Genomic DNA, 23,163 nt, shown 5'->3' on the forward strand with positions numbered 1-23,163 from the left:
CCTGATAATCAAACGATATAATGAAAAGAGAGATACATAGAAAGATACAGCGTACACGCTGCTTAGAACTGTTGCTATTTATGACGTGCATACCTATGATAGGTTCCGGACAGAATCTCGATTCTTTGGAGCAGGTCGTGAAAACGAATAAACTGACCGATCAAGAGAAGGTTGACAAATATAAGGGTTTGGCGCTTGGGTATATAAATGACGATCCTATCCGGTCGAGGTCATTTAGTCTGAAAGGGCTACATTGGGCGGAAGTGACGGGCGATCAAAAATCCATGGCCAAATTTCTGTATTATCTGGGGTCTGCTTATTACGTGAGCATGGTCTTCGACTCTTCCGCCATTTATTTGGATAAAGCATTGGTACTTACACGCCAAAATAAGGACAAAGATGAAGAAGTGCCAATCCTTAAGATGTACGGTCAACTCTATCGCCGGCAAGGCTATTACAAAAAAGCCTTAGAACGATATTTCGAAGCGGCAAAACTGGGTGAACGACTGCAAGATGATCAAAAATTGTGTGATGTGTACATGGGGATAGGTGGAACCTATCACCTCATGCAAAATGATAAGCAAGCGTTACGCTATTACGGGAAAGCAGAGAAAATTGCATTGAAGCATGGGAACGAGCAAAACTTGGGCGACATTTATCTCTCATTGAGCAGTGTCTACAAAAACGAGGATGGCGGTAAGGATAAAGCGATTTATTATGCAAAAGAATCGCTTAGGACCCATCGTAGATCGGGTAACCTTTCGAACGAAATCAGTGCGCTGCAAACACTTTGCGGAGCATATTTTCAGTATGATGACTATCCCAGTGCAATGAAATACGCAGAAGAAGCCCTTCATCTAGCAAAAAAGATCGGCAATGCAAATCTAATTGCGCACTCCTATTCGGATATCTCCAGCATCAGTTATTACATGAAGCAATATGACAAATCTGCTGAAACAGCTTTGGTGGCACTGGAAACCGATTCGACAGATCATCATTTAAAACTAACGATATTCTCCAACCTACCCCTTATATATGCACACTTGGGGAACCTTGATGCTATGGAAGAGTATATGGAACGGTATAAGTCTACCGTAGACACATACAGCAACGAAAACTATCAAAATTCACTCTCCACCCTGGAGGTCAAATACGAGACCGAAAAGAAAGAGCTAAAAATAGAAGCATTGGAAAAACAACGTCAATTATATACCTGGCTTGGAATCGCGGGGCTGCTTATACTTTTGATCGCTCTTGGCTTTGCTTATGTACGCTACCGCCTTGCCGTAAGCCGCAGAAAACTGGCGGAAGAAGAATCGCGCCGTTTGGAACAGGAAAAACAACTGGTAGCTGTGCAGGCTACCCTTGATGGCGAAGCTGCTGAACGCAGTCGTCTCGCCAAAGACCTGCACGATGGATTGGGCGGTATGCTCTCGGCAGTGAAACTGAACCTGCCCCAGATAAAGGGTAATGCTTTATTGGAGGCGGTGGATGTGACCCGCTTTCAGACCGCCTTGGGCATGCTGGACGATTCCATACAGGAACTGCGCCGTGTGGCGCACCACATGATGCCCGAATCGCTGCTGAGGTACGGACTGAAGGTGTCCCTTGCCGATTTTTGCGCGGCCATCCCGATAGTGGATTTCCACTATTTCGGGGATGAAACCCGCCTGTCCAATAAGCTGGAAATTATGGTGTACCGATGTATCCACGAGCTGGTCAACAATGCACTGAAGCACGCGGGGGCAGAACATATCAACGTGCAGCTGGTACAAGAGGCAGATCGTCTTTCCTTTACGGTACAGGACGACGGAAAAGGCTTCGGTCAGCATACCGTTTCCGAGGGTATGGGGTTACGGAACATCCAACAGCGTGTGGAAGCGTTTCAGGGTAAACTGGATATTTACACTTCGGGTGAAGGAACAGAGGTGCATGTAGAACTGAAACTGACAAAAAAGGAACAAAATGATTAAGGTAGCCATTGTGGACGACCATAAGATCCTTACCGATGGATTAAAAAGTCTTATCGAAGAATCAGGCATAGCGAATGTGGTCGGTATAGCGAACAGTGCGTCCGAATGCCGTAATTCGATCGTTTTCTGGAAGCCGGATGTATTGCTCCTTGATGTGGGCCTGCCGGATATCAGTGGGGTGGATTTCTGCAAAGAGCTCAAAGCGCGTTATCCCGAACTCAAAGTGCTGGTACTGACCACGCACAACGAGTACAGCGTGGTGCGGCAGATGCTGGAAAACGGTGCATCGGGCTACCTGATCAAGAATGCGATGACCGAAGAAGTGCTGGCAGGAATACAGGTCGTTGCCGATGGTGATACTTTCCTTTGCCACGAAATAGATGTGCTGATGAAACGGCCCAAAGCCACCCAGCTTTGGCTAAGCCAGCGGGAGCGCGAGATGTTGAAACTGGTAGCCGAAGGGCTGACCAATGGTGAAATAGCCGAACGTATCTTTCTGAGCCCGGAAACGATCAAAAGCTACCGAAAGAACCTGCTGCTGAAACTGGATGCTAAAAACACTGCTGTGTTGGTAAGGATAGCCATCGAACGAAAACTGATATGATGTGACTTCAGGGTAAGGCTATCGAAACAGGGACCAAACAAAAATAAGAAAATATATCGCAGGGAAAGGTAAGTACAGTATGGAATGGGCAGATTGGATGTTCTATTCCCGCTATGTCTTTTCAAGGATGTCAACAACTTCACGGGCGATTATATTCACCCTCTTTTCAAGGGAGGCGATCTCGCCCTCCCTTATGGAAAGCTGATTCCTTAATTCTGAATTATCGGCACGGACTTTTCCGGTGTCCAATTGGCTGTTCAGAATTGACTCCATACCGGATTCAAAAATCTCCAATATCACTTGCTTGTTTTTTGATATGGCATCGATCCTTTCCGTTTCCCTTTCCAATCGGAAGTTTTCGAGTTTACAGGGATTAAGCTGAATTGGGGGGGGGGGATAATTCTTAAGCATATAATTTCATTACACGATATAGGAAGAATTTAGTATCCCTCACCCCACGGAACACACTTCTAAAAGCCTTAAGTTTAGCATTTAGGAACGGGAAAGGCAATCAACCGAGCAGGCGGAACGGGCTAAAGAAGAAATAAAAAGGCTGAAAGAATAAAAAGACAAAGATTTAAAATAACCTTTCAAATGAAGTCTTAAAGAAACACAAGGTGAAAAATTTCACCTTGTGTTTCTAAGGTTATACAGTTCTTGCACTTCACGCAGAATCCATACTAAATCCAATAAGAAATTTGTAAATTATTATCTTAGGGAGATGTTGCAATATAACCCTTGTTTTGGCGTAAACCTCTTATCATAAGAAATAGCCCAATGACAATTAAAGGTAAATTTAGGATTTGTCCCATAATCAATAACATTCCTCTTTCAAAATCTACTTGGTCAATTTTCAGAAATTCAATCAGTAGGAACCATGAATCGAATCGGACTGGCTGTTGGTAATCCTTAATTTCAAAGTCAATCAATTCAATGGTTGTGAAGGCAAAAGCACCGTATTTATTGGCTTTTGCAGATAGAAAGGACGATTCATTCTATACCAGCCTGCACTTCAACGAAGACACTGGCATCGATGTTGTTGCTGTAGCTAAAATCAATGCTAAGACTTTAAAAACCGAAGCGGTTTATAACGATTCTCGCCTATCTATTTCGGGTGGGTTTTACCGTTCAGACAGATACTCACAAATTGGGGTTACTTCAAACGGCGTTATTTATATTTTCTAAGGAAATAACTTCGGAACTAAAAAAGCAGCTGCTTTGATGGTCAAAAAAGGTGCAACAAGTTTTGACAAAATTTACTTCTGGGATTTAGAGGCCGCATCAGATGATTATAGATTCAGTAAAGTATGGCCTTTAGTCGACGATATCTTCTTGATTGAATTCTACAACAAGAAATATGAAGCCGGAAAACAACCAGGCACGGATGCTTCCTCACAATATGCGGTAGCCCACATAAAACAGAAAAAAATCACTTGGTTAAAAGGTATTCCAGCTAAGAATGATATCCCTGAAGGCATTAGCTGGCCATACGTATATGAAGGCAGAGCTTTTATTGGGCTTACAGCCTTGGATAAATTCCCACAATTCTATACTGTCGATCCTCAAACAGGTAATGCTAAAAAAGGATTAGTTGTTAAGGATGCTAATGGCATTGAAGCAGCAACTTTCGTAGAAAAGAAATAGTATTTCGGATATCTTTTGATAAAATAAAATAAGCGTCCCGAGGGACGCTTATTTTATTTTACAACTCTTTTATTAAAATATCCTTGTACCAAACTTCATCATCATGATCTTGTAAGCCAATCCTCCCTTTTTTGTAAGTTCCAAATCCAGGCATTTTTCGAAATTTACTCTTCGATATTAACTCTTTCCAACTATCATCAAACAAAGTGGTCGACAGGATATGCACATCATTTAAATAAAAATCCAATTGTCCTCGGTTAGAAATAATCTCTACTTGATTCCACATTCCAACGGGTTTTACCGGTTCAGAAGAACTAGAAATCAAATCATATAGATCCCCGGTCCTATGCTTCTTGATTTTTCCATCGCCATGCAAATCATTATCAAGCACCTGCATTTCCATTCCAGAATTATAGGTCGCTGGGTACAATGTAGTATCTTCTTTAATATTAAAAATGATTCCACTATTCCCTTTTTTGGAAATTTTCCATTTCAGCTTTAAATGAAAGTTTTCATATTCCTTATTGGTTACCAAATCCCCCCTTTCACTTTTAGGCTGCCCTTCCACACTCAGGTGCAAAGCACCGTCAGAAACCCTCCATGCCTTCCCAACCGTCGATTTGCCATAAGTATTCCATCCCTTTGTGCTAACACCATCAAATAATGGCAAAAACTCATTTTTGTCGCTTTTATTACTTTGCTTATCCTTCGAATACTTTTGCGCATCTTTTGTCGAACTGCAGGACACAAGAATCTGCATTGCACAAAACATAAGAATAATGGATGAAAAAGTCAGTTTGTTATTTAAAATTCTATAAACCATGCTTTTCAATTGATTATTATTTTATTTACTAAAATTTGGATTTTGAACCCAATCAGGATTTAACAAAAATTCATCATGAGGAATCGGAAACAATTGATGCTTCGTGTTGATATAATTCTCCACAAAAGGCTTTTTATGGTCTTTCAATGCCTTCTCAACTAATCCCCAACGAATTAAATCATACCATCTACTTCCCTCTAGCGCCAATTCTGTAGGGCGTTCCACATCCTGCAAATGTTTTAGGACTTCTGTTTTAGATAAAGTATTTGGTATCGCTACTGCTTTCGCACGAGAACGAACTCTATTAATATGATTGATTGCTTCCGCCGTGGCGCCTCTATGGTTTAGACATTCTGCATATAGCAATAACACATCAGCATATCGAATCACTGGAATATTAAAAGCACTTTGGCTCCAATGTTGACTGAGTGAAGGGTGCCATGAAACAAATTTATTCCAAAATATTTCACCGTCTCGATGATAGTCTAAAAAGCTCTTCCCAGCCTCAAAATAGAAAGCCTTTGAATCCTTATCATTAAACAAAACAGTCGAATACAACCTTGTGGTATAACTCCCATCACTTGTTTTGTCTTTTTTCAAAGTCTCAAACAACCAATCTGAAGGATATGCTTCTTCATAACCTTCTGCATTTGAAGATGCCAAATGGAGTGCAATTCGATTAAATTCACGCTGTCCTCCCGATCGGTCTCCAGAATACTGTACTTCAAAAATAGACTCTTTATTGTTCTTATGTAGACCACTAAAATTATCCTCATACTTTTCCATCAGGTCGAATTTGCCAATCACTTTTGCAAACTCAACTTCGGCTTTATCAACGTTTTTCAGGAACATGTGAAGTTTCCCCAATAAAGCTGCAGCCGCATATTTATTTACTCTTCCTGCTTGTGCACTTGAATAAGCATTAGGCTCTGGAAGGTCTTTCTGAATTGCAGTCAATTCATCAATTAAGAAAGAAATTAGCACTCCTTTCCCTGCTTGTTTTGGATAGAACTCATCTTCAGTACCCTTAAGTTCATTTTTGAACAAAGGAATATTTTCTCCATAATTCAACAATAAACGATAGTAAAAATATGCTCTTAGGAATCTAGCCTCACCGATAGTGCTTTTTTTAAGCTCTTCAGAAACTTGAGGAACATTTGGAATATTATCTATACACTGGTTTGCAAAGTTTATTCCTGTATATAAGAATTTCCACTCCTTGCGAGAGATTGCATTTGTTGAAGTGTTGACAAAGGTTGCTACTTCTAACCATGACGTAACATCTGCTCTAAAATCCAACTCATCACTTCTATAATTATCAACAACAATAAATCTTTCAAATGGAGTACCCCAATCCATATTCGGCTGCAATTGCCCATAAACACTTGTCAAACCTTTCAAGATATCGGCTTCTGACTTCCAGAAATTATTAGGTGTTAAATAATTGGGATTTGTTTTTTCACTCAAGAAATCCTGTTTACAGCTAAACAAGGTAAACATGAAAGCAGTAAATAAAATCTTTTTATATGTAATTTTCATTTTTTCCAATATTAATTTATGACTAAAAACCAACTCTTATTCCCATCATAAATGTGCGACTTAGAGGATAAATCGCATCATCTACACCCATTTTACCCGTTTCTGAACCAGTTCCCGGATCATATCCTTTGTATTTAGTCAAGGTGAAAAGTCTAGTCGCACCAACATAGATGCGAAGATCATTTACGTTTAATTTCTCTTTCAAACTCGCAGGCAGGTTATATCCAATTTGCAGATTGTTCAATCTTAGATAATCTCCATTTTCAACAAATCGGTCTGAGATACGGATATTTCCGTTCGGGTCACCAATTACAGCACGAGGGATATCGGTATTTGTGTTTTCTGGAGTCCAAGCTAATAGACCATCTTTACCGTAATTGAAGTTTTTATCCATTCTTTGAAGCTGGCGTTTCATATAGTTAAAACGCTTCACACCAAAGTTTCCATAGAAATTAGCCATCAAGTCAAATGCTTTATAACCTAAATTGATATTGAAGCCTAATTGCATTTTTGGGTTTCCACTCCCTACAAAAACTCGATCATAAGAATCTAATTTTCCATCGCCATTTTGATCTATGAAACGGATATCGCCAGGTTTTGCAGCTGGTTGCAATGGAATCCATTGTCCACTCGCATCTTTTGATCCATGCAATTGGTTCCATTCCTTAACTTCTTGCTCCGATTGAAAGATTCCAGCAGTTTGGGTAACCCAAAACTCCCCAATTTCTCCGCCTACATAAGTGCGCGCTGGACCTGATTCGAATAGGTATCCGGGATCTGACATCTCCTTCAAGACACTCTTGTAATGAGAAACATTCACATCAAACTGGTATTTAAAATCCGAAATTTGGTCTTTATAGTTCGCTTGGAATTCCAAACCTTTCGTCTTCAGTTTTCCTTCATTGACGATCAGCGAAGGGAATCCGGTAGCTAAACTGATATTCTTTGAGGAAAGCATATCATACGTATCTTTTACGTATGCTTCAAAGGTTAAATCAAGCTTATGATTCAACAAGGTAATATCCAATCCAATATTCTTATATAAGGTGGTCTCCCATCTGATCTTTGATGAAGGCAATCCGTCAATTGCATAACCCAAGTTCACCTGGTTGCCATTCAAAGGATAATTTAATGCATAAGTATTATTTGAAAGCCTTGGAATAAACATATAGTTCCCAATAGATTGATTTCCTAGACTACCATAACTAGCACGTAATTTCAGATTACTGACTTTATCCTTTAGATCTTCCCAAAAACCTTCATTTGCAATGTTCCATCCAATAGAGGCTGATGGGAAAAATCCCCATTCATTGCCTTCACCGAAACGGGAAGAACCATCATATCGCGCAGAGAACATAGCCAAATACTTATAATCATAATTATAGGATAGTCTTCCAAATCCAGAACGTAAGGCTGAACGAAGATAACCTCCTGTTACTGATGCATTATCCTGTCCTTTTCCTAAATAAGGATCTTCATTATTTTCAAAACGGAAAACATTCCCGCCTTGATCTTCAAATTTGTTCTCTTCCTGTGAAATACCAAGTAAAGCATCCAGATTATGTTTTTCATTTATTGTAGTGGAATAGGTTCCGGTTAATTCCATGATATCCTCAATCCTTTTACTTCTTCTTTCCGTTAAATTGGCAATGGTATTTACACTATTGGCCCCAACATAATAAGTTGGAGTAAAGGATTTATAATGAATAAAATCCATCGTCCTTCCCGCACGGAATTTGAATTCAAGACCATCTAAAGGTTGATAAGAAACGTATCCTGAAGCTGCTAGATAGTCATTGGCATCTTTTGTAGAAATCAATTGATTAAAGGCAACAGGGTTGGCAGCATCCGTCATTCCAAGACCTGGAATTGCACCTCCAAATCCACCTTCATTATTAGCATCGTATAAATGGATCAATGGCTGAATATTGGTGGTTTGATACATCCCTGGAAAACCAGTATTTGCTTCAGGCCTTTGGACTCCTCTTCCATAATTTATAGATTCTCCGATTTTGAATTTCCCTCTTTTGACATCCGAGTTTATCCTAAACCCATACTTTTCAGAGTCAGTACCAATGACGATCCCTTTGATTTTGGAATAATACCCAGAGAATGCAACATTTGAAAACTCATTTCCTGCTGTATAGCCTAAGTTATACTTACTTGTATTTCCATATCTATAATAGACATCCTGCCAGTCAGTATCGGCAAATTGGCTAGGATTTTTCTCGTATTCTTCTATATATTTTGGCCACCTATTTTGTGCTATTCCAGCATTTTGGAGAGCCATTTTGTTGATTTTGATATATTCTGCAGAGTTAGCTACTTCCATTCTCTTAGGCAGATCTTCAACACCATAATAAGCAGATACCTGCATTTTTGGTGCTTTGTTTTGCCCTCTTTGAGTCTCAACTAGTATTACACCTGCCGCTGATCGTGCACCATAAATAGAAGCTAAAGCAGCATCTTTAAGGATACTAATGGATTTAATGTCCTCAGGGTTTACAAAAGACATTTCACCCGGGACACCATCAATCACGACCAATGGATCGTTACTAGAGCCCCAGCTGGTAACCCCACGAACCATCATACTTGGGTTTTCACCAGGGGCACCACTTCCCATATTAATGGAAAGACCAGAAGCCATACCTTGCAAAGCCTCAGCTGCTCCTGCAGTAGGCAAGTTAGCTAGCCTATCCCCGGATACAGTAGTAATAGATCCAGAAACATCAGCTTTTCGTTGAGTTCCATAACCAACCACCACTACCTCATCTAAATCAGCCAACTTTGGAAACAAAACCACATTGACAGTAGATTTATTTAATACATTGATCTCTTGGGTTTCAAAACCAATGGAAGAAAAAACCAATAAGACAGTGTTACTCGATAAGGTGATGGAGTATGATCCATTCTCATCCGTGCTAGTTGCCTCCTTAGAACCTTTTGCCTGAACCGTAACACCAACCAAGGCTTTCCCATGTTCATCTTTAACAGTACCGGTTAAAACCTGTTGCTTAATAAATGGAATTAAGTTTTCAGGCGATTGACTTAGTCTTGGCGCCTCTTTTTGCCTAACGATCAAAGTGTTTTTTCGGATTTCATATTCTAAATTTTGATTCATGAGAATCTTATCCAAAGCCTCTTCAATCGAGTTTGTTTTTAGGTTTAAGCTGATCTTTGATTCTTTCTTGAATATTTTGGAATCATAGACCAAATCGTAGTTTGTTTGCTTACAAACTACATTCAATGCATTCTCTAAACTTTGGTTCTTTAGAGAGATATTTATCTTTTGAGCATAGACAAAAGTACTAGCCTGCAAAAAATAAAAACTACATAGAAAAAACAGTAATTTCATAATTAGGGTGATCTTAAAAAAGAACATATAGCGTTCTCTTTCTATTGGAATTTTCATAGATTTGATTGGTTAATTAGTTAAGTAAAAATTGTCGCAAATGATTACGTCTATTAACTTTTGGAGTTGGTATGTTCGAGCATACTGACTCTTTTTAGTTATATAGATAGGCAATAATAAATTCTATGTACTTACGATTATCCTCCTTCCTTTTATTTTAAATTTCACATTTCGGGTTAATTCAATTAATGTGAGTATTTCCTTAATCTCTTGATCACGAGACATTCTTAAAGTAAAATTCTTATCCGACCAGTTATCTCCTTCATACACAACTTCAGCCTTATACCAGCGCGCCAATTCATCCATGATGGTTTTTATGTTCTGATCTTTGAAAACAAAATAATTGTCTTTCCAGGCAACTTCTGACTCCACATCAAAAGCAGAAATATTTATGTTTTCATGATCAACCGTGGCTTTTTTCCCAGGAACTAATTTGGTCGTTGTATTGTTCTTTTTTAATGCGACAGCACCGGTCAGCAATGCAACGGATAAATTATTCTGATACTTGGAATCCTTATACGCAGAAACATTAAAGGAAGTCCCTAATACCTGAATATCTAATACATCTACTTTTACGACAAAGGGAACTTTAGCATTATGCGCTACTTCAAAATAAGCTTCTCCTGTTATTTCAACTTTCCGTTGAATAGCATTAAATACGGTTGGGAAAGTAATGGTACTTCCAGAATTCAACCATACTTGGCTACCATCTTCTAAAATAATTTTATAAGTCCCACCCAAAGGCGTAGTGAGCGTGTTCATTTCTTCCAGACCAGCAGAAGCTTTATTATTAACAGAATATTCAAGATTTCCTTGCGTATTCTTGGTAATTGTCAAATTGGCAACTGTCTTTTTTTCTCCAGATTCAAGTTCATCAAGTTTGACTATGGTTCCATCATTTAAAACCAATGAAGCATGTTGGTCACCAGGAGCCAATACAGAATCCTTCGATGCCAAGGACCCGGAAGACAAATCTCCATCAGATTTATTGAAGTTCAAATAAGTGTATAGGGTTATGGCAATCGACAGAAATATCGTAATTGCAGCCGCATACAGGATCCAATTCCTCCTGTTTGGAATCACTGGGGTATTTTGTCCAACCTTTTTATTTACGGAATCTAAAATTCGGTTTTCAATTTCATCGCGATCACCAAACCTCTTAGAATCCCATTCCTCCTGCTGAAAATACTTATACAAATGCTGATCCATCAACTTCTCCTCCTCTGGATCAACTTTCCGAGTTAAAATATTTTTAATTAGAATATATAAGTTTTTCTTTTCCACCTCTTACTTCTGCTTGTTTAAGTAGTAGAGTTAGAAACGGTAGGTACCCCCCAAAAGAATTTTTATTTTTTTATAACAAGAATAAAACCTTGCCTAATCCTGTCCGAATGCGTCTTAAGGCAATCGTTATTTGGTTCTCGACAGTTTTTGGAGTAATATTTAATAGCGATGATATCTCTTGGTGGCTAAGCTTTTCATTTCGGCTTAGCTGATATATCGTTCGGCATTGGTTGGGTAAGCTATTGACAATCTTTTCAACATTCTCTAATAATTCTTTGCACTCAAGTTCATTTTCTGGATTATAATATTCTATAAATTGAAAATCTTTTTGCGAAAGACTATTCTCCTGCAAATGCATTTTTTTGACATGATTATAAATACCATATCGAGTGGAAGCAAATAAGTAAGCCTTTAATGAGTAATTAAAATCTATTTTTTCTTTCCTTTCCCAGATTCTCACAAAGATATTTTGGATAATATCCTCACATTCCTGTAAATCCTTCAACGTATAAGCAGCCATCTGAAATAAAGGTTGCCAATACCTTTTCACAATTGCATTTAATGCACGTTCATCTCCTTCTTTTAGAAGCAAGAAAAGTTCTTCATCAGATAAATCATGAAATAACATTAGACTTTAGGCTTTTATTAATTTGGTGATGTATTTAAAAAAATCAAATGTAAAACAAACCTAGATATAATCAATTAAATAAGCAATTAATTCCTCACAACCACTCCCACCTTACCCGAACCAAACCTCAAATCCCCCTCCCTATAATTCGAATCATCCAGTTCAGCAATCATCTTAACATTATTTAATGCCTTTTGCACATAGTAATTGTTCTCATACCCCTTCCCTTCCAAGAACCTCAGCATTTCCTCCACATCCGCTTTAGACAACAATTGGGAATGGGCCGTTGTCCTGACCTCAAACTGAATTTCAGCATTCAGCAACAGATCCAAGGTCTCTTCAAAAGCTTCAAACGAACCCGTCACCGTTATTTCTTGAAAACGCTGACCCAAGCCCTTAAAATCAAGAGCTACATAATCCAGAAGATTTTCTTCGATCAGTGTTTTGATCATTTTTGGTCTAGCGCCGTTGGTATCGACTTTAATGAGATACCCCAAAGATTTGGCAATCTTGACCAAGGGCATCATATCGGGATGCATGGTACATTCCCCACCACTAAAGACGACAGCTTGCAGTAAGCCTTTCCGCGACTTCAAAAAAGCCTCGGCTTGTTGCATACCGATCTTACCCTTGCCGAATACGATATCAGGATTATAACAGTATTGGCAACGCATATTGCAGCCCACAAACCAAAGGATGCAGGCTGCTTTATTAGGGTAATCCAATAAGGTAAAAGGAGTTATATCATATAGAGCATTTGCCATATCCTTCTTGGAACAGGGTCCGCTGTTTATGCTCTCCTTGTTTACCGATATTGAAACTTTCAACAGGTCTATGATACCCCATTACACGAGTATAGACCAAACATTTACTGCGTTCTTGCTGATGTTGCTGCAACAATAGCAATCTTTCATTCTTCATGGTTTCCATATTCACTATTTAAATTATATTGATTCACGATTTCATCATCACATTTTGGGCAATATTCATGTTCCCCATTCAGGTATCCATGCACAGGACAGATACTAAATACAGGAGTTACCGTGATATAAGGCAATCTAAAATTGCTCAATACGGTCCTTACAAACAGCTTACAGGCTTCAGGAGTACTGATCTTTTCCCGCATGTACAGGTGCAGTACCGTCCCGCCGGTATACTTACATTGCAGTTGATCCTGCAGCAACAAAGCTTCAAATGGATCGTCTGTATGATTTACCGGAATTTGGGAACTATTGGTATAATAGATCTGCTGATCTTGCCCAGCCTGCAAAATATCAGGGAAGCGTTTTTTATCTTCTTTAGCAAAACGATAGGTTGTCCCTTCAGCAGGTGTCGCTTCCAGGTTGTATAGATTGCCGGTTTCTTCTTGGAATTTTTTCAAGCGCTCGCGGATATAATCCAGGATCTCACTGGCAAATTCAATCCCCCAATCCGAAACAATATTCTCCTGATTGCCGGTATAATTGCGGATCATTTCATTCATCCCATTGACACCGATGGTCGAAAAGTGATTCCTGAAATGGGAAAGGTATCTCTTGGTATATGGATACAAATCATTATCGTACATTTCCTGAATAAATTTCCTTTTCTTTTCGAGGGTCGAGCGTCCGATTTCCATCAGTTCATCCAATCGGGAAAACAGACCATCCCTATTTCCTTGGTACAGATAACCCAATCTGGCCATATTAATGGTTACCACACCGATACTGCCGGTCATCTCGGCACTTCCAAAGAGACCATTTCCACGTTTCAGCAATTCCCGAAGGTCAAGTTGCAAACGGCAGCACATACTCCGTACGGCATTCGGTTTATAGGCATCCGGATTTTCCTGTCGATCACCATTTTCATCGATAAAATATTGGCTACCGATAAAGTTTTGGAAATAAGAGGACCCTATCTTGGCCGTGTTCTCAAACAGGACATCCACATTTTCTCCGTTCCAATCAAAGTCCTCTGTGATGTTCACGGTAGGGATAGGAAATGTAAAAGGCTGTCCATTTGCATCGCCTTCGGTCATGACTTCATAATAAGCCCGATTGATCATGTTCATTTCCGGCTGGAAATGTTTATAGGTCAAATCTTCCAATTCTTGAACGCCTCTTTCAAGCGCCAATGTTTTCAAGACTTCATTATTGATGCCCCTGAACAGATGTTTTCCTGCTTTGGTAGGGATTTGGTCCCTCAAGTCCTGTGGGACATTCCAATCGAGGGTAATATTGGTAAATGGAGATTGCCCCCAACGAGCAGGAACATTCAGGTTATAGACGAAGCTACGGATAGCTTTCTTGACGTCAATCTGGCTTAGGCAATCCTTAAAGACATAAGGTGCAAGATAGGTATCAAACGAACTGAAGGCCTGAGCTCCTGCCCATTCACTCTGCAGAATGCCCAAGAAATTGGCCATCTGGCCCAGGGACTCCCTGAAATGCGAAGGTGGATTACTATCAACCCGACCCCTGACACCATTGAAACCTTCATCCAACAAAACCCTTAGACTCCAACCGGCACAATAACCGGTTAAACAGTCCAAGTCATGGATATGGATATCCGCATTACGATGTGCATGGCCTTCAATCCTATTGTAAACTTTATCCAACCAATAATTCGCTATGATTTTTCCGGCCGTATTGTTTACCAAACCAGCATTGGAAAATGAATTATTGGCATTCGCCTGAATACGCCAATCGTTTTGGTAAATGTATTCTTCCACAGCATGGCTGCTATCCACATAAGTACTGGAATCTACAAAACGATCGATATGCTCTCGCTGCAATTTCCGCGTATGACGGAACAGCATAAACGAGCGCATCACCTGGAAATATCCAGCTACACAGAGCTTTCTTTCAATGACGTCCTGAATGTCTTCCACATCAAAGAGGTCTGCATTTTTTTGTTCCTCCAAGACGGTTTCTATGATTTGCTCATCATAAGGAACAGACACACTTTCGAATGCTTTTTTTATGGCATCTTCTATTTTATAGGAATGAAAAGGTTCAAGAGAACCATCACGTTTGATCACGTTTTTCATAGGCATGGTTTTAGATTAAGAGATAGATTTCAAGAATTATTTAAAGCTAACAACAAAAGCCTCAATATTTTATGAGGTGGAACATAAAGCCCAATTATATGCAAAAAATTAGAAAGAAAGGTTGATCTGGGCGATCAAATTTCGTCCCGGTCTGGCAATCTTCATGATATCTTGATGGCGAAAATAATATCTATCAAAGATATTTTCCACTCTCAAATTGGCAGTTAGTTTTTGTTGTTTTAATTGGAATGCTTTCCTGACCCCTACATTGAACAGAGTGGCAGCTGGCGTCCTGCTATCTCCATAGATTGCTGAACTAACCTTATTTTGTTTGGCAAAATAACTTACTTCAAACTGGGCCACATAACCCTGATGGTTAAACAGGAAAGTATTATTATTGGTAAATGGCGAAATCAATGGCAAGTAATTGCCTCCATCATCCTTTCCTTCCGAATAAGTTACGGTACTTAACCATTCCAGATTCTTCAAGAACTTGATCTTCATGGCCATTTCAGCGCCCATTAAATTAGCATGATCCAAATTTTGGTTCTTTTTCACTCCAGTTGCTCCAATGGTCATCACATGGAAATCAGGATTAATCCTGCCAGCAATGTAGTCCTTGAAATAATAATTATAGAGATTCGCCTCAAGTCTGAGCCAAGGTAGTTGATAGCTTAACCCAAAGCTCGCCTGAAAAGATTTTTCAGTTTTCAAATCCACGTTTCCCAGGTAATCATAGTTATCCAACCTATTGAAAAGGTAGAAACCATAATACTCCTGCAGACTGGCGCTACGATTGGCATAACCTAACTTTGCCATCCAATGCAAATTGGCGGAAGGATGGTAATGGCCGGTCAGATTGATGTTTCCAAGGTGATTGGATCGTCCAAGAGAGGCATCCGTTAAGCTCGATAGCTGTTCCTCACCTTGCTGGCTATAGATACTTGAATTGGCAAAACTATAGGTTCCCATAAAATCCATCATCCATTTTTCACTCAGGTAATAACGGTCCGAAATATCCAAACTCAGCAGATCGCGTTGCGCATCCGGCAGGGTATACATAAACATAGGATTTCCGTCTTTTGGATACATGGTCATATTAGCGGTCAACCTATTGAGGTATCCATTCAACCTTGCTTGCAAATGATGCTTAGCAAACTGATAGCCTGTTTCAGAATAAAAGCCAGCCGTCCGAGATAGACCTGGCATATCCATGTGCATAGGAACAGTCTCCGCAGGCCTTTTGCTATCATCCATCGCATGGTCGATATGGTTGAAATAAACCTTCGAACGGATTTCATTCATACCCTCTTTACTGCCTTTATAGACATGCGTCAAGGAAACAATATTTGAATTGGCAAAGGCAACATCCATGGTCAATGCAGGATACCCAATATCCTGACCATAATCGGCAAGATATTGGGCTAGTATTTGATTCTTGGAATTTAATTTATAAGTCGCAGCAATAGATCCATTCCATTTTTGGAACTGGGAATTAGGAACGATTGCCCTTTCTGCTGCTTTATAGTTCTGTGCTTTTCTAAAGATCCCATTCACTAGGAATGCGAATTTTTCCGTACTATATTGCAGGGATGCTAAGGTTTGAACCGCCTGTGAATTAGATTCATAACCTGTCCCCAGCATTCCATTCAACTGAGGGACTTTCGAAAGTTCCGGATTGGCAAGCTTGAAGTTCATTCCGCCAGCCATTCCTCCAGCATAACTATTGAATGAAGGACCAATATTCACATTGATCTGCTGCAGATTACTGGGCTCAATATAGGAGCTAATCGGGTCCATACGATCTGTACAGGCTCCAAAAATAGCCATCCCGTCTATCGTCAGATTGATCTGCGCAGCATTTAGGCTGCGGATAGTAGGTTCCCAAGCATAATTGCCCCTACGAACCATCTGAACGCCAGCAATCCTATCCAAGATCTGGTCAATATTCGCTTGTTTAGAAGCTCGTTGCTCATATTCAAGTTGCTTATTTACAGAAACCTGAGTACTTACTACCACTTCCTCAATAGCAACATTCTTCAATGTATCATGGTGATGATGTTGCGCTTGGACATACTGTCCGGCCACAAGGAAGCAAAAACTTAAAATAAAAGAAATCCTTTTCATAAGCCTTGAAATTTTACCGAGTCCTAAAAATTTATTGAGCCTTATTCACTAAAACAGTACATCTAGAAAGACATCCTTCGCAAGTTCTGTTTCACCCTTTTTAACATTGAAGAACAGTCTCCAATCTCCCGACATACTGAAATTCACTTTTCCTTTATAAATCCCAGCTCCCGAACCTTGAGGGCTGACATTATTGCTTGAACCATGGTTCATCGAAGTCATCTCCGGATGAAAATCCAATGTCAATCCATCCACAACAGGGAAAGAGAACATATTTTCTCTCCAGAAAACCATCACCTCTAAATCATTGATTCCAATCTTTGGGGAAGAAGGTTGTACCAATGCCATGATATAGCGTTTATTATCTGTAGCCGTGAAGGACTTCACAGGAACATTTCCAGTGACAGCAGGTTTGATCACTACCGGAATGTTTAGGGTTTCATTATTTATTTTTAGGTCAATTGCCCAAGTACCATCATTGGCCGTAGGCATGGTAAAAACCACAAACCCTTGAAAGGCATCAACGCTAGAGTTGAAAGCAAATTTACCAGTAGGTGCACCGTGTTTCATGGTCACCATGTCCATAACAGGAGAAAATTCTATCTTATCCGAAGGATTTGTTTTTCCATCTTTCAAAACCCTGACGTATACATTTTGATAGCCTACAACTAAATCCTTATCAGCCAAGAGCTGGACTTGCTTAGAGGCGTTAATCGTTTTTTCAGCAATGATCTTTTTATCTTCCAAAGGATTCTCCAGATTATCATCCTTTTGGCAAGAAGCCATTGTCAGGGCAAATAAGCTCCAACAGATCAAATAGATTACATTTTTCATAGTAGTATTAATTTAGTTTTATTGTCTATTCAATTGTTCCCGCCCCGACTCGGTCATCAGATCCGGCGACCATTCAGGTTGCCAGACCAATTCCAATATGATTTCACGATCAGGAAAGGTACTTTCCATACTTTTTTGCACAGCTTGCGTTATGGAACCCGCCATCGGACAGTAGGGAGTCGTCAAGGTCATTTGAACCTGGAGCTTATTGCTCTCAGTAAAGTCTAATACATAAACCAGGCCCATATCAATGACATTAATACCAAGTTCAGGATCCATAACCAGCATCAGCGATTGTATTGCTTTGAGTTGCTCCGAAGCAAACGGAGCGGTAAAATCAACTTCCATATTCCTCCTTTCTCTTATGTGTCAAAACCTTCAGTACATTCAATAAATACGAAACCGAAAGCAATACCCACAGGACAGTACTTAGGTTGATCAACCATTTGAGTTTGAACACTACGGCAATCACCGTAATAGACAAACTCCCAAGAAATAAGAGGTATTGAACCTTTAATAATTTATGGCTATAAAGTTCTTTCGGCATGGGCACATTTGCCCTTCCGTTCAAGTTTTTATATTGTATATTCCAGATAATAAATGGGAGGGTCTTAAAGGTCATCCCTAAGATTATTCCCGTGATCCAACCCAAGAAAATCCAAACCATATAGAGTGTAACCCAATTCCCAGACTCCTGATTCAGCACCAGTGGCAGAGTTGCAAAAGCCGCAAAAAGGTTTCCTATCGACAATAAGCTATGTTTGATCGGAATCTCAATCTTCTTGCGCAACCTATTCTTCAAACAGTCCTGTATAAATACGCCCCAGCTAATCACTCCTGCAAGGATCAAAGTGGCACATATCAGCAGTCTGTAGTCAATCTGATTTCGGTAACCATGGATCAAAAACATCAATAAACCGGTATTGATCAGGGTAACGGAAATAAACAACGCTTTTCTTTTGGCCGATTTCCCCATCACGAACATAGGGATCATCTTTGCTCCGGCACCCAAAATCAGCTGCAGGAACCATCCAGCTAAGCCGGCATGGGCATGCAGTTTCAAGATATCCAAATGGTTCTTTGAAATATAATGATGTTCCAAGTTGATGGCCAATAATAAACCAACCGTAGTGGTAAAACATAGCCAAAAAGCGGAAAACATAAAAAACAGATTGAACTCAAATGATTTTTCGTGCTTCTTGCTGGTCATCCAAATGATAAGAAAATATATATAAGAAGCCATGCAGACCAGAGACCCTGCTAAAATCATCATCCAATCAGTCCGGAAATTCCAAAAGCAATAAATCAATAGGCAACTGCCAATGGTCAATATGAAATAACTGAAAAAGGCCAGTTTTGGAGAGAACAAGCTGTGTTCGAATATGACTGGCACCAGTTGATAAGCTGCACCAAAAATGATCATGGTTCCCCATCCTAATGCCAGGGTATGGACTATAGCAAGAACTCTAGGCTGAAAATAATGCCCCAGGATTTGGCTTCCCGTCAATACTAACAAGATGCTAAATACAAGGAAAAAGACAGCTGCCGTGGCAAAAAATGGCACGACTACATATCCTTTGGTGGCATTATCGGTCGAACTTAAAGTCATGTCCCTATTTTTATGGATGGATCAATATTCTTACATCTCCCTCAGCAATCTCACTGACAAATACCCGATAAGGTAAATTGCCCAATTCTTCCAAAAGATAAAGCGGCACTTTCTTGTGTTGGACAAAAAGGCCTTCATTGGCCTTTAATTGCCCCAAGGTTTCCAAGATTCGCTCCATAGGTTGTGGCATAGGCAAACTCCTGACATCCAACTCTACCATATCGAAACTCTTGGTATTCAATATCTTTTCGATCACATCAAAGGATACAAAAGAGATCATGGACTCTATCTTGGTTACGGCCTTTTCTGCCATTGGCTTATAGAAATAAGTATGGAATTCAGTTTTTGAAATCTCATCGGTATAACTGAAAGTACCTTTATCTTCCAAGCGGCTAATAAGTGGAAATGGCAAAAAGCTATTGATGATTTCTAGCACTGCTTTTTCAGGAAGTGCTTTATAGGCTATCATGATTTCTTTTAAGGGGTCCCGGTCAGCATCTAGAATTGGCCTGACATCCAATGGAACAATCTGTTCACATTCAATCAACCATGCCGGTTTATTTTGTTCCTTCTTTTCTTGAGAAGTCTTTGTTTCTGCGGCCTCTTTCCATGTAAATCCTAATGGTTCTAGAACACGTCTAAAGTCATCTACAGAACAGTTTGCAATTTTTGCAGCTTCCATGATATTGACACGTGGAGTCAGGACCTTACGCAATAATGGGATTTTGATTTTCCGTAAGGGTTTCGCTATTGATGCAATGGCATCAATGCACAACTCATTAGCTTTGATAAGCTCTGAGATTTTTGTGAATTGATTAATTATCATGGCAAAAATGAATTTTATGACAATGAATAAAATCGTCAATCAGACCTGTCATTTACTTGGCATAGTACCAATTGCCGTACTTTTTCTTATAGATCCTTCTTCTTAAAATACCTGACCGACAGCCATAGGGGTATGATAGCCCACAAAAACAGGACAGCAATTGTAATGCTCATGCCGAGGGCATTTCCAAAGAAGTCTCTAAAAATTGCTCCAGTATAACCCATCATGGCGGAAAGGTCGAGTTGCAAGAGGATCAAGATCCGACAGACATCGATGGGGTTGAACATGGACAATCCGACCATAAAGTTCTCGATTGGATAATCGGAAAACTGGAACAACATAAATAAAACTAAGGCATCGAACAGCAATCCGAAATACAACCACAATAGGATTGCAAGTCCGATGCCTTTAGATTTGTCCCGGATTAATACGGAGGTCCATAAGGCTATTGACACAAAGATCACAGAAAGCAATAAACCGCAACCAACCAATATTAACCCAGAACTGCTAAATGCATATAAGAATGTGGGGATGCCTACGCCTATGAAAAAAGAGAGACATAGGGTCCCTGCCAGACCTGCAAATATGCTTAGCCATATATTGCCCCTTTTAAGGGGCTGACTCACTAATAAACAAATAAATTCAGCACTATTATAGAGGTATATGCTTGAAAATACGATACTTACCAGAGGAACTACAAAAAGTACAATGTTCAACAAACTCACCAATCCTTTTTCATAATTATCTTCCATGCTGAAGACACTTACCGATAACGCAAATAGCAAAAGTGTATAGAAAATAATAGTTTTATTTCTCAGTAAATCAACAAAAACGTAGCGTATAATTTTATTCATGGAAAGCCTATTTAGTTTGATTTGGAACAGACATGACTTGGGCTATGGCCTTTGACAGTTTATCTGTACCGGTATCTATCTTTAATTGTTGAAGCGATTTATGGAACATCAATTTTCCTTCTTGCAGATAAATGATTTGCGAAACTAGATCATCTAAGTCACTGAGTACATGAGAACTGATAATGATCAATTTATTTTCATTCATCACCTTCTGGATCTTGTTTTTCAATATTTCCGAAGAAAGTGGATCCAAGCCCGCCGTTGGTTCATCCAGGATCAAAGCCTTTGGATTAAAAAGAAAGGCCAAGCAGGCACTAACTTTTTGCCGAGTTCCGCCAGACAAGGTCCCCATACGCTTATCCAACAGGGCCGGTAGGTGGAATGCATTGTACAGATCCAGGTCTAACTGATCCTCGGGCATCTTCCGAATATCTTTCATCATATCTAAAACCTGTCCTATGCTCATATTCTCCGGATATTGGCCAATCTGTGGCATATAGCCGATCTCCTTTCTGTAAGAATATTTATTTTGAATATTTTCGCCGTCAAATTTGATAATCCCTGAACTGGGAACTACCATGCCCAAAACAGTTTTGATTAGCGTGGTCTTTCCACTTCCGTTTGGACCTATCAAGGCGACACATTCTCCCCCATTCAAGGAAAGGTTAATATCTTTCAGCACCTTAAACTTGCCAAAGTCTTTGAAAATATGTTGGATTTCGATCATAATTAAACTGATTTCATACGTGGTTTTTCATCTTTCAACCCTTCTGGGGTCAAACTAGGCAACAGTTTTTCTGTACGATCAAACAGCGTCACCATAAAACTTCTAAAAAGCAACATGGCAGATGGATAGCGCTCGACCAACATGGAAAATAAACTTACTGGGCGGAAAGGAATATCCCCAATCCCATCCTTATCCAGATCATAGCCTTCATATTTATCCCAATAATTATTTTCAAAATTGTTAAGGGTCAACGTTCCATTGGTTGCCACATCAAATGTGTTTTGCAAGAAATTATTATTCTTAAAATCATTGTCCATACAACTCGCCTGGATTTTTACGCTCCATCCATTTCCTTGAAAAAGGTTGTTCTCGATTTGGATCCTATTGGAACCTTCCATAAAAATTCCGGCGGTATTGCGATCAAATGTATTGTTGATTATTTTACTGTCTGATATATCTTTTAGGAGCAGACCATAAGCGGAATCCCCCCAGTTTTCTTCAAATTTATTGTTCTCCATATGTACATTCTTGGTGTACATAACGGCCACTCCGGCACCATTTGCCCGGAATATGTTTTCTATATAGCTGTTGTCATGTGAAAACATGAAATGCAGGCCATATCTCAGGTTGCCCTCTGAGCGGTTTTTGTTGACATGGGTATGGGTTACAAATTCTAGATAGATGCCATCCCGATGTCCTAAGATCTCATTGTTCTCAATGAGTAGGCTGTCCGATTTCCAACCATGGATACCGTTTCCGATCAATTGTTCGGCCGTTCCATAAGCCTGGATCTTGTTACCCCTGATCTCCAGATGTTTGGAGTTTTGGGAATAGACCCCAAAGAAATTATCATCCAATACATTGTTGATAATGTTGACATGATGGGTATTGTAAATCTTTATTCCCGCTACATCATTGATGGAGGAATGTCCAGAGCCCTTGATCTTAAATCCTTGAATATGGACAAAGGGTGATTTTACGGAGATTGGCTCATGTTTTTTCTCTCCATCCAATGTCGGCATGCCCTCACCGATCAGGCTGATAGCTTTGTCGATGATAATATTTCCCTCCTTATAGGTTCCAGATTGAACCAGTACGGTATCGCCTTTTTTTGCCAGGGCAATCCCTTGTTTTATGGATGTCACCGAATGATTTTTGCCTACTTTAATGGTAGTGGCATGAGACATGCCACCTACCATAAATAAACAAATCAACGCACTAAATATCTTCCAAACTGATCTTCCCATGATG

At 39.7% G+C, this 23,163-nt stretch carries 21 protein-coding genes; 4 read left to right on the forward strand and 17 right to left on the reverse strand.

What is annotated here, in order from left to right; genetic code table 11:
- Positions 1 to 20 precede the first annotated feature (20 nt).
- Positions 21 to 1,973: a tetratricopeptide repeat-containing sensor histidine kinase gene (locus CKW03_RS17750; RefSeq protein WP_093099154.1), complete on the forward strand. Its 1,953-nt coding sequence runs from the start codon at positions 21 to 23 to the stop codon at positions 1,971 to 1,973.
- Positions 1,966 to 2,577, forward strand: coding sequence for a response regulator (locus CKW03_RS17755; protein WP_093099156.1), 612 nt, complete (start codon positions 1,966 to 1,968; stop codon positions 2,575 to 2,577). The genes CKW03_RS17750 and CKW03_RS17755 overlap by 8 nt, the downstream gene beginning before the upstream one ends.
- A gap of 111 nt (positions 2,578 to 2,688) precedes the next feature.
- On the opposite strand, the gene CKW03_RS17760 is transcribed toward CKW03_RS17755, so the two are convergent.
- Positions 2,689 to 2,988, reverse strand: a complete 300-nt coding sequence (locus CKW03_RS17760; RefSeq protein ID WP_093099157.1) for a hypothetical protein — start codon at positions 2,986 to 2,988, stop codon at positions 2,689 to 2,691.
- A 528-nt stretch (positions 2,989 to 3,516) separates the two neighbouring features.
- On the opposite strand from CKW03_RS17760, the gene CKW03_RS17770 reads away from it, so the two are divergent.
- Together CKW03_RS17770 and CKW03_RS17775 are read left to right on the forward strand one after the other, a co-directional pair.
- Entirely contained in the window at positions 3,517 to 3,762 is a 246-nt protein-coding gene (locus CKW03_RS17770) for a DUF4374 domain-containing protein (RefSeq protein ID WP_139185483.1), read from the forward strand.
- A 33-nt stretch (positions 3,763 to 3,795) separates the two neighbouring features.
- The gene (locus CKW03_RS17775; RefSeq protein ID WP_139185484.1) at positions 3,796 to 4,221 is read left to right on the forward strand and encodes a DUF4374 domain-containing protein; all 426 of its coding nucleotides are present in this window, start codon (positions 3,796 to 3,798) and stop codon (positions 4,219 to 4,221) included.
- A 58-nt stretch (positions 4,222 to 4,279) separates the two neighbouring features.
- Here the strand turns inward: CKW03_RS17775 and CKW03_RS17780 are convergent, their stop codons facing one another.
- From CKW03_RS17780 to CKW03_RS17855, 16 genes are all read right to left on the reverse strand, one after another.
- Positions 4,280 to 4,981: a 3-keto-disaccharide hydrolase gene (locus tag CKW03_RS17780; protein ID WP_093099163.1), complete on the reverse strand. Its 702-nt coding sequence runs from the start codon at positions 4,979 to 4,981 to the stop codon at positions 4,280 to 4,282.
- A gap of 84 nt (positions 4,982 to 5,065) precedes the next feature.
- Positions 5,066 to 6,583, reverse strand: coding sequence for a RagB/SusD family nutrient uptake outer membrane protein (locus CKW03_RS17785; protein ID WP_093099164.1), 1,518 nt, complete (start codon positions 6,581 to 6,583; stop codon positions 5,066 to 5,068).
- Positions 6,584 to 6,605: 22 nt separating this feature from the next.
- On the reverse strand, positions 6,606 to 9,995 hold the full coding sequence (locus CKW03_RS17790; RefSeq protein WP_093099166.1) for a TonB-dependent receptor: 3,390 nt from the start codon (positions 9,993 to 9,995) through the stop codon (positions 6,606 to 6,608).
- A 123-nt stretch (positions 9,996 to 10,118) separates the two neighbouring features.
- Entirely contained in the window at positions 10,119 to 11,279 is a 1,161-nt protein-coding gene (locus CKW03_RS17795; protein WP_139185485.1) for a FecR family protein, read from the reverse strand.
- 70 nt (positions 11,280 to 11,349) lie between these two features.
- Positions 11,350 to 11,907 carry an RNA polymerase sigma-70 factor gene (locus tag CKW03_RS17800; RefSeq protein WP_093099169.1) on the reverse strand — a complete coding sequence of 186 codons (558 nt, stop codon included), beginning with the start codon at positions 11,905 to 11,907 and terminating at the stop codon, positions 11,350 to 11,352.
- Positions 11,908 to 11,993: 86 nt separating this feature from the next.
- A complete protein-coding gene (locus tag CKW03_RS17805; RefSeq protein ID WP_093099170.1) occupies positions 11,994 to 12,671 on the reverse strand; it encodes an anaerobic ribonucleoside-triphosphate reductase activating protein in 678 nt (225 codons plus the stop codon).
- Entirely contained in the window at positions 12,652 to 12,837 is a 186-nt protein-coding gene (gene nrdD, locus CKW03_RS17810; protein ID WP_095067913.1) for an anaerobic ribonucleoside-triphosphate reductase, read from the reverse strand. Before nrdD ends, CKW03_RS17805 begins: the two co-directional genes overlap by 20 nt.
- Positions 12,818 to 14,935 (reverse strand): ribonucleoside triphosphate reductase, encoded by a 2,118-nt coding sequence (locus tag CKW03_RS17815; protein WP_093099674.1) that lies wholly within the window; start codon positions 14,933 to 14,935, stop codon positions 12,818 to 12,820. Before CKW03_RS17815 ends, nrdD begins: the two co-directional genes overlap by 20 nt.
- Positions 14,936 to 15,043: 108 nt before the next feature.
- On the reverse strand, positions 15,044 to 17,062 hold the full coding sequence (locus CKW03_RS17820) for a TonB-dependent receptor (protein ID WP_093099171.1): 2,019 nt from the start codon (positions 17,060 to 17,062) through the stop codon (positions 15,044 to 15,046).
- 48 nt (positions 17,063 to 17,110) lie between these two features.
- Positions 17,111 to 17,896 (reverse strand): FixH family protein, encoded by a 786-nt coding sequence (locus CKW03_RS17825; protein ID WP_093099173.1) that lies wholly within the window; start codon positions 17,894 to 17,896, stop codon positions 17,111 to 17,113.
- 18 nt (positions 17,897 to 17,914) lie between these two features.
- Positions 17,915 to 18,184 (reverse strand): metal-sulfur cluster assembly factor, encoded by a 270-nt coding sequence (locus tag CKW03_RS17830; RefSeq protein ID WP_169919018.1) that lies wholly within the window; start codon positions 18,182 to 18,184, stop codon positions 17,915 to 17,917.
- A gap of 49 nt (positions 18,185 to 18,233) precedes the next feature.
- Positions 18,234 to 19,505, reverse strand: a complete 1,272-nt coding sequence (locus CKW03_RS17835) for a hypothetical protein (protein ID WP_093099176.1) — start codon at positions 19,503 to 19,505, stop codon at positions 18,234 to 18,236.
- A gap of 10 nt (positions 19,506 to 19,515) precedes the next feature.
- Positions 19,516 to 20,331 carry a DUF2249 domain-containing protein gene (locus CKW03_RS17840; protein ID WP_093099177.1) on the reverse strand — a complete coding sequence of 272 codons (816 nt, stop codon included), beginning with the start codon at positions 20,329 to 20,331 and terminating at the stop codon, positions 19,516 to 19,518.
- 86 nt (positions 20,332 to 20,417) lie between these two features.
- The gene (locus CKW03_RS17845) at positions 20,418 to 21,185 is read right to left on the reverse strand and encodes an ABC transporter permease subunit (RefSeq protein ID WP_093099179.1); all 768 of its coding nucleotides are present in this window, start codon (positions 21,183 to 21,185) and stop codon (positions 20,418 to 20,420) included.
- Between the two features lie 7 nt (positions 21,186 to 21,192).
- Positions 21,193 to 21,912, reverse strand: a complete 720-nt coding sequence (locus CKW03_RS17850) for an ABC transporter ATP-binding protein (protein WP_093099180.1) — start codon at positions 21,910 to 21,912, stop codon at positions 21,193 to 21,195.
- A 2-nt stretch (positions 21,913 to 21,914) separates the two neighbouring features.
- Entirely contained in the window at positions 21,915 to 23,159 is a 1,245-nt protein-coding gene (locus CKW03_RS17855; protein ID WP_093099181.1) for a nitrous oxide reductase family maturation protein NosD, read from the reverse strand.
- Positions 23,160 to 23,163: the final 4 nt, after the last annotated feature.

The organism is Sphingobacterium mizutaii (assembly GCF_900187125.1).
Taxonomy (GTDB): domain Bacteria; phylum Bacteroidota; class Bacteroidia; order Sphingobacteriales; family Sphingobacteriaceae; genus Sphingobacterium; species Sphingobacterium mizutaii.